Annotated in this window: 12 protein-coding genes; 7 read left to right on the forward strand and 5 right to left on the reverse strand. The window is 34.9% G+C overall.

Annotation, left to right across the window (positions count from 1 at the left end):
• The first annotated feature begins 141 nt into the window (after nucleotides 1–141).
• A complete protein-coding gene (locus Q763_RS02995) occupies nucleotides 142–1,338 on the forward strand; it encodes a serine hydrolase domain-containing protein (RefSeq protein WP_035131054.1) in 1,197 nt (398 codons plus the stop codon).
• A gap of 8 nt (nucleotides 1,339–1,346) precedes the next feature.
• Here Q763_RS02995 and ygiD read toward each other — a convergent pair whose 3' ends face one another.
• The 4 genes from ygiD to Q763_RS03015 are packed head-to-tail and all read right to left on the reverse strand — an operon-like array spanning nucleotide 1,347 to nucleotide 5,371.
• A complete protein-coding gene (gene ygiD / locus Q763_RS03000) occupies nucleotides 1,347–2,177 on the reverse strand; it encodes a 4,5-DOPA-extradiol-dioxygenase (protein ID WP_035131056.1) in 831 nt (276 codons plus the stop codon).
• An 11-nt stretch (nucleotides 2,178–2,188) separates the two neighbouring features.
• Nucleotides 2,189–3,022 carry a CvfB family protein gene (locus tag Q763_RS03005; protein WP_035131058.1) on the reverse strand — a complete coding sequence of 278 codons (834 nt, stop codon included), beginning with the start codon at nucleotides 3,020–3,022 and terminating at the stop codon, nucleotides 2,189–2,191.
• Nucleotides 3,023–3,060: 38 nt separating this feature from the next.
• Nucleotides 3,061–4,716, reverse strand: coding sequence for a 2-succinyl-5-enolpyruvyl-6-hydroxy-3-cyclohexene-1-carboxylic-acid synthase (gene menD / locus Q763_RS03010; RefSeq protein ID WP_035131060.1), 1,656 nt, complete (start codon nucleotides 4,714–4,716; stop codon nucleotides 3,061–3,063).
• Nucleotides 4,717–4,765: 49 nt separating this feature from the next.
• A complete protein-coding gene (locus Q763_RS03015; protein WP_035131062.1) occupies nucleotides 4,766–5,371 on the reverse strand; it encodes a glutathione peroxidase in 606 nt (201 codons plus the stop codon).
• A gap of 87 nt (nucleotides 5,372–5,458) precedes the next feature.
• Here Q763_RS03015 and Q763_RS03020 point away from each other — a divergent pair, with 87 nt between their 5' ends.
• Nucleotides 5,459–5,782, forward strand: a complete 324-nt coding sequence (locus Q763_RS03020) for a potassium channel family protein (RefSeq protein ID WP_052123203.1) — start codon at nucleotides 5,459–5,461, stop codon at nucleotides 5,780–5,782.
• 36 nt (nucleotides 5,783–5,818) lie between these two features.
• On the opposite strand, the gene ccsA is transcribed toward Q763_RS03020, so the two are convergent.
• Entirely contained in the window at nucleotides 5,819–8,977 is a 3,159-nt protein-coding gene (gene ccsA / locus Q763_RS03025) for a cytochrome c biogenesis protein (protein WP_035131064.1), read from the reverse strand.
• A gap of 312 nt (nucleotides 8,978–9,289) precedes the next feature.
• On the opposite strand from ccsA, the gene Q763_RS03030 reads away from it, so the two are divergent.
• The 5 genes from Q763_RS03030 to Q763_RS03050 all read left to right on the forward strand — a co-directional run bounded on the left by Q763_RS03030 (nucleotide 9,290) and on the right by Q763_RS03050 (nucleotide 14,083).
• On the forward strand, nucleotides 9,290–11,221 hold the full coding sequence (locus Q763_RS03030; protein ID WP_035131066.1) for a M1 family metallopeptidase: 1,932 nt from the start codon (nucleotides 9,290–9,292) through the stop codon (nucleotides 11,219–11,221).
• 63 nt (nucleotides 11,222–11,284) lie between these two features.
• Nucleotides 11,285–12,043 (forward strand): Rossmann-like and DUF2520 domain-containing protein, encoded by a 759-nt coding sequence (locus tag Q763_RS03035; RefSeq protein ID WP_035131068.1) that lies wholly within the window; start codon nucleotides 11,285–11,287, stop codon nucleotides 12,041–12,043.
• Entirely contained in the window at nucleotides 12,027–12,554 is a 528-nt protein-coding gene (locus Q763_RS03040) for a KdsC family phosphatase (protein WP_035131070.1), read from the forward strand. Before Q763_RS03035 ends, Q763_RS03040 begins: the two co-directional genes overlap by 17 nt.
• 40 nt (nucleotides 12,555–12,594) lie before the next feature.
• Nucleotides 12,595–13,503 carry a geranylgeranylglycerol-phosphate geranylgeranyltransferase gene (locus Q763_RS03045; RefSeq protein ID WP_052123204.1) on the forward strand — a complete coding sequence of 303 codons (909 nt, stop codon included), beginning with the start codon at nucleotides 12,595–12,597 and terminating at the stop codon, nucleotides 13,501–13,503.
• Complete coding sequence (locus Q763_RS03050; protein ID WP_035131072.1) at nucleotides 13,496–14,083, forward strand: Maf-like protein; 588 nt, start codon at nucleotides 13,496–13,498, stop codon at nucleotides 14,081–14,083. The genes Q763_RS03045 and Q763_RS03050 overlap by 8 nt, the downstream gene beginning before the upstream one ends.
• Nucleotides 14,084–14,106: the final 23 nt, after the last annotated feature.

Raw genomic sequence — 14,106 nt, forward strand, 5'->3', positions numbered from 1 at the left:
CAGTTTTTTATGTGAAAAACATACAATAATCCATTATTTTAAGTGTTAACCTTTGAAGAAAACAGGGATAATAATCTAATGTTTAGTTATATTTGCGTTTCCACCCCTATTTAAACAGTTTAGAATACACAGATTAGCATAATGAAGTTTTTAAAATTCATCCCTCTCATAGTATTATTTATCCTGGCCTCTTGTAAAAAGGAAAAACGTACGTTGGCACATCATGAAGTTAAGAAAGAAGTAAAAGATACAATTTTAAGAATAAAGCCATTAGATATTACACTTAATAAGGTTCCACAGGCTTTTGTAGATTCAAAATATGAGAGTATTGATAATTTTTATAATCATATTTGGCCAAGAAATAACCTAAGCGGAGGATTTCTTGTTGCAAAAAACGGACAGGTACTCTATGAAACCTATGGCGGAATAGCTAACAGGAGTACTAAAGAAGAAATTAACTCACATACTGCACTGCATTTAGCCTCGGTTAGTAAAGTACTCACTGCTGCCGTTGTATTAAAATTAATTGATTTTAAGAAACTGGAGCTGGATCAAAAGGTTAATGCAATATTACCTGAATTTCCTTATGAAGATATTACCATAAAAATGCTTTTAAATCACAGAAGCGGACTGCCTAACTATGCCTATTTTTGTGATAATGCTGAAATTTGGGACAGAAGTATGCTTAAAAATCAGGATATACTGGATTTAATGGCTAAGCATAAATTTGATCTATACTTTAAACCCGATAAGAAGTTTGGTTACTGTAATACTAACTATGCTGTGCTAGCACTGGTTATAGAAAAAGTAACCCATATGAATTACAGGGATGCCATGAAGAAGATAATATTTGAACCTCTTGGCATGAATGATACTTATGTTTTTGATTACGAAAAACATAAAGACACAGCAAGTCTTTCCTATAAAGGGAATAATGTTTTATATAAGTTTGATTTCCTTGATGATATATACGGAGATAAAAACATTTACTCTACCCCAAGGGATTTACTGAAGTTTGACATGGCAACCTATTCAGATGATTTTTTAAACCCCGACCTTGTAAAAAAAGTATTTAAAGGCTATAGTTACGAAACCAAAGGAATAAAAAATTACGGACTTGGAATCAGGTTACGTGAGTGGAAAACAGGTGAAAAGTTGTTTTACCACAATGGTTGGTGGCATGGTAACACATCGTCTTACGTTACTTTAAAGAAAGATACTGTAACTATTATAGCGCTTTCTAACAAGTTTAGCTATAAGCCATATAAAGTATCTAAGCTGGCACCTTTATTTGGTACTTACCCTATGAAAGATGCCGACGAAGATTTATTTGATTAAGGAGTTATCTATCCTATTTTTACCGAAGTCATATTTAATGAACCTCCTACAAGCTTATCATTAAAAAAGCTTAGTTCATCTTTATTATCCTGTAGTCCCAGTATATACATTAACGGATAATAATGATCTGGTGTTGGGATTGCCAGTTTAGCAGACTTACTGAGTTTTTCATACTCCATAAGAGCTTTGTGGTCGCCACCCTGTATTTTCAGTTTGAAAATATCATTCATTTCAATAGCCCAGTCAAAACCATAGTTTGGTTCATTAAGCTTGCGCCAGTCTATCATACGAAGGTTGTGCACCATATTACCGCTACCTATAATCAATACACCTTTCTTTCTTAATGTTGAAAGCTGCTTTGCCAGATTATAATGATATTCAGCAGGCTTACCGTAATCAATACTTAACTGTAAAACCGGAATATCAGCATCCGGATACATGTGCCTTACCACTGTCCATGTACCGTGGTCAAGCCCCCAGTCGTGATCCAGTCCAACATCTGTACTTGTGATTAAGTTAGCTGTTTCCTTTGCCAGTTCAGGACTACCCTTAGCAGGATATTCTACATCAAATAAAGCCTGAGGAAAGCCACCAAAATCATGAATGGTTTTAGGCTCTTCCATAGCTGTAACATGAGTGCCACGTGTTAACCAGTGGGCAGATACTACTATTACAGCTTTAGGCCTTGTAACTTCTTTTCCCATTTTGGCCCAGGTTTGCGAAAACTCGTTATCCTCAATACCATTCATGGGAGAGCCATGCCCTATAAACAATACTGGGTGTTTTATATCTTCTTCCGTTAAACTGTCAGTCCAGTTTTTAAAGTTATGTAGTGACATGGTGATATTTTTTATTCGCTTATAAGATGAATACCGTCTTCTTTAATCTCAATTAGCCTTTGTTTATATAAAGAACCAATTGCTTTTTTAAACGCTTTTTTACTCATTTTAAGCACTGTTTTTATATCCTCAGGATGACTGTTATCGTTCAGTCTTATAAATCCACGGCTTTCACGAAGCTCTTCCAGTATATATTGAGCATTTGGCTCAATACTATCGGCACCGCCTTTTTGAAGCGTAATATCTATTTTATTATCAGGGCGAATAAGTTTTACATAACCGATTACCCTGTCGCCCGTACGCAAATCCTGATATACTTCATCTTTATATAAAAGACCTTTGTGTTTACCATTAATAATGACATTGATACCCATCTCAGTAATGTGCGAAATAATTAAATCTACTTCCTCACCTTCCTCAACAGTAAGCACTTCATTACTCAAAAATTTACTGGTTCTGCTTGAACCTACTAAGCGACCTGTTTTATCATCAATATGCATATGAATTAGGTAGCGTTTGCTTTTTTCCATAGGTCTTGCCTGTTCCTTAAAAGGTACAAACAAGTCTTTTTCAAGTCCCCAGTCTACAAATGCTCCAAATTTATTGATGTAGCTTACTCTTAAATATGCAAAATCATTTAAAGTAATATATGGCTTTAATGTAGTAGCTACTAACCTTTCCTCATGATCAAGATATACAAAAACAGCCAACTCATCCCCTACTTCAAATTTACGGGGTACATACTTATTAGGTAATAAAACATCCTTACTACCATCAGTTAAGTATAAACCAACACTGGTATCTCTTTGTATTTTTAACGTATTATATTGTCCTATCTCAATCATCCTATGTGGTTTATTATATAAATGTACGAAGTTTTAGCTTAGGCTAATTCTTTAAAATATTGTTTTAATATCTGGTCGTTCTCTTTTACAGGGGTAAATACTTCAAGTATTTTCGGACTATCAGATTTAGTGAAAAATGCTTCAAGGTTACTGTTAAGTTCTTCCAGGTTATGTGCCTGAGAATATTCAAAACCAAACATTTTTGCAAGATGTTCTCCTGTTAGGTTGTGTTCGGTCTCAAAATAGGTATTAAACACAGCTGTTTCCCTATGTCCCGGTAATATCCTGAATATACCCCCACCACCGTTATTGATAAGCAGAATTTTAAAATCTTTCGGGATATAACTGTTCCAAAGCGCATTACTGTCGTAAAAGAAACTTACGTCTCCCGTGATAAGAATGTTTTCTTTACCACTGGCTACGGCAGCACCAATCGCGGTAGATGTACAGCCGTCTATACCACTGGTTCCTCTGTTGCAAAACACTTCAACCGATGGTTTCATATCAAAAAGCTGCATGTATCGTATGGCAGAACTGTTACTTATCTGTACCTGTGAATTTTCAGGTAATGATGTAAGAACCGATTCAAATACCTTGAAATCACTAAACGGAATCTGAGTCATGTATTCATCATGTTTCAGTTTCCTGTATGCTTTTATTTCCTGAACTCTGTGGTTGTAACTACTCTCAACAAAATGTGTAGCCGGTAAAAAACGATTTAAAAATGTATTTGGTTCAGCTAAAAAATGCTTGGTAAGTACTCCAAAGGTATCATAAGCCCTTAGTGTATCAATGTGCCAGTGATCGTGAGGTTTGTATTTTCTTAAAAAGGCTTTAATCCTTTTTGATACTACCATTCCGCCAAAGGTAACAAGTATGTCCGGGCAAAATGCCTTAAAGTCTTCTTCCTTAAACGGTGTGATTATAACATCAATACTGTTTAAAAATTTTTTATGATGGATATTTGAAGTAGTCTCAGTCATTACCACTACAGAAGGATCTTCTGCAAGATGCTCCAGTATTTCTCTATCAATTGAGTTTGGTTGGTTTACACCTACTAAAACCAGTTTCTTTTTAGCAAGGTTCCATTTTTCTACAAACGGACTCAAATCCTCACTAAAAGAATTCTCAAAAGAAACATCAAGTATTTTAGGTTCAACCGTAAGCTGATCTGTAGTATCATATAAAGGCTCTTCAAACGGAGCATTTATATGTACAGGACCTTTTTCGCTAATCGCTTTTTCTATAGCTACATTAATCTTATTATCATTTTCGGCAGAAGCCTCTTCCTGAAGATTGGCTGAATAAACGATATGATTGGCATATACATTTTCCTGACGAATGGTCTGTCCGTCCCCTATGTCAATCTTATCATGCGGCCTGTCGGCAGATATTATTACAATCGGAATTTGGCTGTAAAAAGCCTCTGCTACAGCAGGATAATAATTAAGTAATGCAGAACCCGAAGTACACAGTACAGCTACCGGTTTTTTAAGCTGTTGTGCCATACCTGTAGCAAAAAATGCTGCACAGCGTTCATCGGCTATACTATAGCACTTAAAAGCCGGATTAGTTGCAAAACCTATAGTTAGAGGTGCATTGCGCGACCCCGGAGATATTACAATATCAGTGATTCCCTTAGCACGACAAATTTCAATAATGCTTTGTGCCAAAGGTATTGTTGGGTACATCATTATGTGTATATTCTAGATTATAAATGCGGGTGTAAACTAAAACAACCCGTTATGAGTTAATCCAGTTTACAATTTCAGGATCTTTTGGAGTAGTACGCGGGCTAACCACTTTTTCCAATTCTCCGTTAGTATTGATAAGGTATTTTTGGAAGTTCCATTCCACCTCACTATCCTGAAGCCCGTTTTTATCCTTTTGTGTAAGAAACTGGTATATAGGAGCCATATCCTCACCTTTTACAGATATTTTAGACATCATAGGAAAACTTACACCGTAGTTTTGTTCACAAAAAGCAGCAATCTCCTGATTAGTACCCGGTTCCTGGCTGGCAAAGTTATTTGCAGGGAAACCTACAATAACAAGACCTTTATCCTGATATTCTTTATAAAGAGCTTCCAGTTCTTCATACTGCGGAGTCAATCCACATTTTGAAGCGGTGTTTACTACAATTACTTTTTTACCTTTAAGTGTAGAGAAGTCAAACTCTTTACCATAAAGATCCTGTACTTTAAACTGGTATATGTTTTCTTTAGACATGTTTGTTGGATTTTCAACTGCCTGTGCAGTCTCGGTTGTTTCAGTTGTTGTATCCTGTGTGTTATTTTTGCAGGAAGCAAAAAGTACAATTGAACAGGCTAATATTGCTATTTTTTTCATGGTTTTATTTTACTGTAAAATTAAATAAAAATTCGCTTAAGCTAAAGAATTGAGTATATTTAAAGTCTATATATAAATATACTAAATATGTTGTTTTTTAATACCATTACCAGTTTTTTAAAAAACAGGGAATACAGGGATTTACTGTATACCACCACCATAATACTGATAGTTGGTACAATTTCTTACCATTTTATAGAGGGCTGGAGTATTGTTGATTCCCTTTACTTCTCAGTAATTACCCTTACTACCATTGGTTATGGCGATTTTTCTCCACAAACCGATTTAGGCAAAATGTTCACTATTGTTTATATACTTATGGGACTGGGTATAATACTCCAGTTTATCAATACCGTTAAAAACCATTACAGTGAAACCCGAAATAAACATCATCATAAAAAAGCCCGATAAAAAAGCCTCTTTTTAAAGAGGCTTTTTTGTTATTAATTATTTCTTAGAGTAATGTTTTTTGTATTGTACAAAGGATATTGCTCCTATTATCAATGCTCCAAGAGCCATCCAGAAGAAATATGAAGGTGTTCTCACCTCTCCACTTGCATAAGAGTGTAAACCTGTAAGATAGAAGTTTACACCAAAATAAGTCATTAATATAGAAGCGAAAGCCAGGACACTGAAGAAACTAAATGCCCAACGTCCTCTTAAACCAGGAACCAAGCGCATATGTATTACAAAAGCATATACCATAATACTTACTAGTGCCCAAGTTTCTTTTGGATCCCATCCCCAGTATCGTCCCCAACTTTCGTTAGCCCATTGCCCGCCAAGGAAGTTACCTATAGTAAGCATAACTAAACCTACCGTTAAAGCCATTTCTGTGATGTATGTTATTTCTTTTATGTTTAAGTCCATTTCCACTTTATTTTTATTATTAGTGAAAATCATTAGTAACATAGAAACAAGCCCAAGTATCATACCCAGAGTGAACGGGCCATAACTCGCTACAATTACCGCAACGTGAATCATTAACCAGTAAGAGTTAAGTACTGGTACTAAGTTACCTATTTCAGGGTCTGTCCAGTTCCAGTGGGCAACCATTAGTATAATTGAAGCTACAAAGCCTGCTGATGCAATTGTAAGTTTCGACTGTCTTCCAAAAGCTAATCCAAAAAATGCGGTTGCCCAACCTACATAAATTACTGATTCATAAGCATTACTCCAAGGAGCATGCCCTGATATATACCAACGTGCAATTAATCCAATTGTATGCAGTATAAAAAGCAAACCAACAATACCATGGAAAAAGTTTACAGTGTATTTAACCCATTTTCTTCTATAGAATATATTAATAATTACAAAAAATAACATTAATACACCTGCATACATGTACCATTCAAACAAATTTTTAAAAATATCATATTTATTATATAATATCTCTGTATCAATTTTTTTATCTGACGGCATGAGTTCACCTCCAAATTTATGTTGATAGTTAGTTAATCCCTCTATCAGGCTATTTGGCATAGCATAGTCTTTTTTTTCAGTTGCAGCCTCTAACGACTGAGCATAATAAGGAAGTACGTTCTTTATCTTTTGAAGATCTTCGTTTTGTATTTCAGAAGCTTCTAAATAAGAAACCCATTTATTATTAGGGTCATTTGGTACAGGAAAAACTCTTAGAATACTTCCGCTAAGCGCAGAATACAGAAGATTGATTTTTTTATCAATATCCATATAATCCTTATCAAACTGATTAGGAATTGTTTCCCTGTAAGCTCTTTCTAATGTATGAGACAGTTTATAATTACCCTGCTCATCAAAGAAATCGGCAAGTGAAGCATATTTAGCTTTCTTATCAACACCTGCAACTATACGCAAACTATCATTTCCTCTCTTAAGATAGATTATAGGTACGTTGTACCAAACTTCAGGTAAATGTGTAATTGATATAAAAACCTGATCGGCATTCATATCCTTATAAGTATCACTTTTACTAACTTTTCTTAAAAGTTCTGACGAGAATGTATTTACAGGCTTCATTCTACCTCCGGCATCCTGTATAATAATACGACCAAATTTAGCAGCATGCTCTTCACTTACCTTATACTTCTCTATTATAGAGTCTAACTGCTTTTCAGTTGGTTTGTCATGAATGTGCTGTGAATATCCACTCAAACCAATAAATAACATTAATACTGCTAATATTTTTTGTTTTTTCTCTTCTATCTTTTTAAGTTTTTTCTTTAAATCACCAAAACGTGTGTTTTTATCAAAAAGTAAAGCCATTAACCCAATGTATAAAAGAAAATACCCTATGTAACTCGTCCATGTTCCTGCTACATCATGATTAACAGAAAGCTTAGTTCCTTTTTCATCCGGGTCAAACCCTGCCTGAAAGAAACGGTAGCCACGATAATCCAGAATATTATTCATATATATATGAGAATCAAAAGTATTATTTTGTTCCTGATCTATAACAGTAACTTTACTTTCAAAAGAAGAATAACTTGATTCTGTACCCGGATATTTGTCGGCAATAAAATCATTAAGTTTTATACTAAAAGGAAGCTCATATGTTTTACTTCCGTATATAAAAGTATATTCAAGACTACCTATCTTGATAGACTGTGGTACTCCCATTTTTTGTTTACCACCTACAAGTGTAACCTCTTTTTCTACTCCCTCGTTTTTAACTACGATAGTAAGAGCGCCGTCTTCTTTTGTTTTATAGTCGCCGTTTGACTTGTATACCATTTTACCTTTAATAGGTGCATCTGGGAATACAAATCGTGAGCCTGCAACATTATATAACGACCTGAACATTAACGGTTGTATAGAGTCGGCATACACCACACCCTCCATCCTATCAGCCATACGCATAAAATCACCTCCAAAAGATGACTGTAGCATGTATATATCATTTACAGAAGTAATATTTACTGCACCCTGTGTAGGTTTGTTAAAAGCATAAAGGATGTTGTGAATACTTTGTACTTCGCCCTCTTTAAGGTAGTGCTCATGGCGTCCTCCGTCTCCGGCTTCAACCATCTTTATATAGTTAACACCGTCTTTATCTTCTACAATAGTATCTTTAGCACCAAGTATATAATCTTTATACTCAATAGTAAAAGGAATACCATTAAACTCTTCGTTCATGGTAAAGTGATTACTCCCCAGCATACTTATAAACCAAGGCTTATCACCTTCGGGAGTCATCAAAAGGTGTTTTTCAAAAGTTCTTCTTCTCATTTCACCCTGATATTCACCATCAACCATTACAGTTAAATAAGCTTTATCAGAATAAAAATGACTTTCGGTAGCGCCTTCTCTAATAGGCATCATACCTTCATAACTAATATATCTGGTTATACCTGCACCCAAAATAATGAAGATAAATGAAAGGTGAAGTAAAAGAGTAGCCCACTTCTCTTTTTTATGTAATTGGTAACGTTTTATGTTACCTATAAAGTTTATTACAAAAATGAGCATAATGGCTTCAAACCATTTTGCATTGTAAATGTATAATCGGGCTGTTTCGGTATTATAAGCATCTTCTATAAATGTACCTACTCCCATTGCAAAAGCAAAAACGATAAAGAGAACGGCCATTAAACGTGTAGAAGAAAGAAAGGAAATAACTTTATCCATGTTGTGAAGCGGAAAATGGTTTTTAAATTGATGCAAAAGTACTCAAAACTTCATTTTTAAAGTTTATTTTAACGATTAAAAATTAAGGAAATTTCTGTTTGAGGCTGTTTTTACAGAATCTCTTTAGTTATTTTTGCTTCAAAAGCTTTTAAAAAATAAAATTCTTTAAAACTACACTGCCGTAATGTCGCATTATAATGTATTGCATTAACTTTATGACTTTTTACAAATTATGGCTTTCAGGGATGGCTTTTGTGAAATTAAAATCAAAACTGAATACAAACTAAAAGAAAACTAAACAACCATATTTTAATGAAAAGAATTTATTGTACTCTTTTAGCCGGCTTTTTGGGTATTACTGCTTTTGCTCAGGAAGTTGATGCTAACAACCAAAATAAGTTTGACGATTTTATGTACAGGCGTGGTAATGTATACCGCTCTGCATCGGGGATTCCCGGACCTGAATACTGGCAAAACAGTGCCGACTATGTCATTGAGGCCGAACTCGATGATGTAAACAATATACTTAAAGGTAAAATGACAATGACATACCATAATAATAGTCCGCAGGAACTGGAGTATGTATGGATGTATGTAGAACAAAACCGTTTTACCGAAGATTCAAGAGGTACACTTACCACCCCTATTGCCGGAAACAGATATTCGGGCGATACTAATGGCGGACTTACAATTACCAATCTTGTAGCCAAATCAAAGGGTAAAGAATCAGGGAAATACCTAATTAGCGATACCCGTATGCAGGTATTTTTTGATAACCCAATCAAAGCAAACGGTGGTAAAGCAACTGTTTCCATGAATTTTGAATTCAAAATTCCGGAAGAAGGAATGGACAGAATGGGACAATACAAAACAGAAAACGGTACTACCTACTCTATGGCACAATGGTATCCAAGAGCTGCTGTTTATGATGATGTTGTAGGCTGGAATACCGAACCTTATCTTGGGGCTGGTGAATTTTATGTTGAATACGGTAACTTTGATTATAAAGTAACTGTTCCATACAACTTTATTGTAGTAGGCTCGGGAGAGCTTGTAAATGCTAAAGATGTACTTACAAAGAACGAGATGAACAGGCTTGAACAAGCTTCTGAGAGCGATAAAACAGTTTATATCATATCGCCAGAGGAAGTTGGGAATACCAGTATTACACGACCTGTACAAAACGGGAAGCTAACCTGGCATTTTAAAATGGAAAATACACGTGATGTAGCTTTTGCGGCAGCTAAAAACTTTATTTGGGATGCAGCACGCATTAATTTGCCAAGCGGTAAAAAAGCAATGGCACAGTCGGTTTACACAAAAGAAAGTGATGGTAATGACAGGTGGAGTCGTTCAACCGAATATACTAAAGGTTCAATAGAACATTATTCGTCTATGTGGTACGAATACCCATATCCTAACGCGGTAAATGTAGCCTCAAATGCAGGAGGTATGGAATATCCCGGTGTTTCTTTTTGTCATGCTAAAAGCTGGGGTGCTGATTTATGGGATGTAACCGACCACGAGTTCGGGCACAACTGGTTCCCTATGATAGTTGGTTCTAACGAACGCCGTTATGCATGGATGGACGAAGGTTTCAATACTTTTATAAACTACTATAGTACTGTTAATTTTAATAATGGTGAATACACTTCGGATGTAGCGAAAAGCCGTAACAGGGTGATGTGGTTTAGATGGAAAGGAAGAGAAAGTATCTCTACCTACCCTGATGTTGCAAAAGCAATGAACCTTGGATATACTGCTTACTATAAGCCTGCAACCGGACTTATTATGCTTCGTGAATATATTTTAGGGCATGAACGTTTTGATAATGCTTTTAAAACCTATATCAATAAATGGGCATTTAAACACCCTCAACCATCAGATTTTTATAACTGCATTGAAAATGTAGCGGGAGAAAACCTTAACTGGTTTTGGAAAGGATGGTTTGTAGGTAACGGTAATGTGGATTTAGGCATAGCTAAAGTTTCGCAATACGATGACGACTCTACCATCATAACATTTATAAACAAAGGCGATATACCAATGCCGGTAGTGTTTAAAATTTTCTATGAAGATAATTCAAGCGAAATAAAAACCCTTCCGGTAGAGGTATGGCAAAGAGATAACGAATGGAAATATCTGCTTAAATCACCTAAAAAAGTAAAAATTGTAGATATAGACCCTGGACGTTTTTTACCGGATATCGATGCTACAGATAACACATGGATTAAAGAAGAATAAATACAATAATATATAAAGCTGGCATTTTTTTTAAGCCAGCTTTTTTTTAATAATTTAGCCTCCATGTTAAAAGTAGTAGTTATAGGTAGCGGTAATGTGGCGCAGCATCTCATATCTGTCTTTAAAGACAGTGAAACTGTACAGTTGGTTCAGGTTTATGCCCGTAATCCTGAAAATTTATATCATATTATTGACAAAGAGAAAACTACCGCCTCTTTTAATGAAATTACTAATGCCGATATATATATTATTTCGGTAACAGATGATGCTATTGCACAGGTGTCCTCCTCCCTACCGTTTACTAACAGGCTTGTAGTACATACCTCCGGAAGTGTAGCTTTAGAGCAGTTAAACAGTAAGAACAGACGTGGTGTTTTTTATCCGCTACAAACATTTTCAAAAAATAAGGCTGTAAATTTCAGTACAGTTCCATTATGTTTGGAAAGCGAATTTGAGAAAGATTATACTATTTTAGAACAACTTGCCAACTACATTTCTCAAAGCGTATACAATATAAGTTCAGAACAACGAAAAGCACTGCATGTTGCTGCCGTATTTGTGAGCAATTTTGTGAATCATATGTATGTACAGGGCAAAAACGTATGTGATGAACACAACATTCCGTTTGAGATACTGAAGCCTCTTATTCTTGAAACGGCAGATAAAGTACAGCAAATGGATCCCACAGCAGCTCAAACAGGTCCGGCTGTAAGAAATGATAAGCAAACTATTGATAAACATATCAATTTTATAAACAACAATACACAAAAAGAAATATATAAGTTAATTACACAATCTATACAGAATGTCAAAAAGTTATAAAGAGATAATGAACGATATTACCACATTTGTTTTTGATGTGGATGGCGTACTAACCGATGGTACAATACACGTAACGCCTACAGGAGAAATGCTAAGAAATATGAATATTCGTGACGGTTATGCTATGAAGGCTGCTGTAGAAAACGGATACACGGTTTGTATCATTTCGGGAGGAAGTAATGAAGGTGTAAGAGTAAGGTTAAGAAATTTAGGAATTACAGATATTCACTTAGGCGTACCAAATAAAGTAGAAACTTTTGATGAGTTTACCGATATTTACAACATAAAACCCGAAAATGTACTTTACATGGGTGATGATATTCCTGACTATCATGTAATGAAACTTGTAGGTTTACCTACGTGCCCTCAGGATGCAGCTCCTGAAATTAAAGAGATTAGTAAATATATATCTCATAAAAACGGTGGTACAGGATGCGTAAGGGATGTTATAGAGCAGGTAATGAAAGTACAGGGTAAATGGATGGAGCATTTTAATGCTAAGTACGATTAATAAATTAAAAACCAACACCAAACAGGAATAAATAAGCTTGATGAAAACAGCCCGACTTATACGATACGGAAACCTTTTACTTATTGCATTTGCCTTTTGTACATTCAGATATGGATTTTTAGAACTGCAGGCTGGTCTTCCGCTTGCATTAAATAACCTTCAGTTTTTACTTCTAACTATATCGGCTGTATGTATAGGAGCCGGTGGTTTTCTTATTAATAACATAATTGATAATGATGTTGAAAAAAAATACGGAATATCCGAAGGTATAGCATATAACCTTTACATTGGGCTTAATATTATAGGTGTGGGAATTGGCTTTTATATATCCAATTATATTGGTACTCCTGGCTATACACTTGTGTTTATATTATTATCCGGTACTATGTATTTGTATGCTACAAGCTTAAAATATACTATTGTAATTAATAATATCATAGTTGCGTGCATTGTAGCAGTTAGCGTCGTGTTAATTGGTGTATTTAATTTATATCCTTCAATAACGCCGGAAAATAAGCCATATATGGCTACTATATTCAGTATATTTCTGGATTATGCTGCTTTTGCTTTCATAATCAGTTTTATAAGAGAGATAATAAAAAATCTTAGAGATACTGATAAAGATTATAATAACGGAATCAATACTTTACCCATTGCATTAGGAAAAAACAGAATAGCTAAAATAACGGTAGCACTTAACCTTATACCTGTTGCTATGATACTTTACTATATTGATGCATATTTTGTTAATGAAAGCGGAATGCTTTTATATGCCTTACTTTATGTATTGTTATTTGTATTAGGGCCGCTTATTTACTTTATTATAAAACTATGGAGTGCTAAAACTTATAAGGATTTTGACAGGCTAAGCCTTACATTAAAAATAGTTCTTGCATTTGCTGCACTATCCATAGTAATTATAACCTTTAACATTCAAAATAATGCTTAACGATAAACTGAAACATTACAATATTATACTTGCTTCAGGATCACCCCGAAGGCAACAGTTTTTAAAAGAGCTGGATATTGATTTTGAAATACGTCTTAAAGATGTTGAAGAAATATACCCGGATCATTTAAAAGCAGAAGAAATTACAGATTTCCTTGTAGAACTTAAAGCTGCAGCGCTTACAGATACACTTTCTGATAATGACATACTTATTACCAGTGATACCATTGTTTGGCATAAGGATAAGGCTTTAGGAAAACCAACTGATAAGGAAGATGCTTTTGAGATGCTCAAATCATTATCGGGTAATACACATGATGTAATTACATCAGTCTGTATTAAAAACAGTTCAAAATCAGTAACATTTAATGAAACCACAAAAGTTACCTTCAATACACTGACAGACGAGGAAATAAACTATTATCTTGAAAACTACAGACCTTATGACAAAGCCGGAGCTTATGGTATACAGGAATGGATAGGACTTGTCGCCATTGCAAAAATTGAAGGTTCATATGTAAATGTTGTAGGCTTACCTGTAGATAAGGTCTATCAGCATTTAGTTTCTTTTACAAAATAATCATAGGGCTAAACGCCTGTTAT

Origin of the sequence: Flavobacterium beibuense F44-8 (genome assembly GCF_000769915.1) — a bacterium.
GTDB lineage: Bacteria > Bacteroidota > Bacteroidia > Flavobacteriales > Flavobacteriaceae > Flavobacterium > Flavobacterium beibuense.

Bases quoted from the DNA above. Each gene is read 5' to 3' on its own strand.
- Q763_RS02995 (WP_035131054.1), top strand. From the start codon at position 142: ATGAAGTTTTTAAAATTCATCCCTCTCATAGTATTATTTATCCTGGCC.
- ygiD (WP_035131056.1), bottom strand. From the start codon at position 2,177: ATGTCACTACATAACTTTAAAAACTGGACTGACAGTTTAACGGAAGAA.
- Q763_RS03005 (WP_035131058.1), bottom strand. From the start codon at position 3,022: ATGATTGAGATAGGACAATATAATACGTTAAAAATACAAAGAGATACC.
- menD (WP_035131060.1), bottom strand. From the start codon at position 4,716: ATGATGTACCCAACAATACCTTTGGCACAAAGCATTATTGAAATTTGT.
- Q763_RS03015 (WP_035131062.1), bottom strand. From the start codon at position 5,371: ATGAAAAAAATAGCAATATTAGCCTGTTCAATTGTACTTTTTGCTTCC.
- Q763_RS03020 (WP_052123203.1), top strand. From the start codon at position 5,459: ATGTTGTTTTTTAATACCATTACCAGTTTTTTAAAAAACAGGGAATAC.
- ccsA (WP_035131064.1), bottom strand. From the start codon at position 8,977: ATGGATAAAGTTATTTCCTTTCTTTCTTCTACACGTTTAATGGCCGTT.
- Q763_RS03030 (WP_035131066.1), top strand. From the start codon at position 9,290: ATGAAAAGAATTTATTGTACTCTTTTAGCCGGCTTTTTGGGTATTACT.
- Q763_RS03035 (WP_035131068.1), top strand. From the start codon at position 11,285: ATGTTAAAAGTAGTAGTTATAGGTAGCGGTAATGTGGCGCAGCATCTC.
- Q763_RS03040 (WP_035131070.1), top strand. From the start codon at position 12,027: ATGTCAAAAAGTTATAAAGAGATAATGAACGATATTACCACATTTGTT.
- Q763_RS03045 (WP_052123204.1), top strand. From the start codon at position 12,595: ATGAAAACAGCCCGACTTATACGATACGGAAACCTTTTACTTATTGCA.
- Q763_RS03050 (WP_035131072.1), top strand. From the start codon at position 13,496: ATGCTTAACGATAAACTGAAACATTACAATATTATACTTGCTTCAGGA.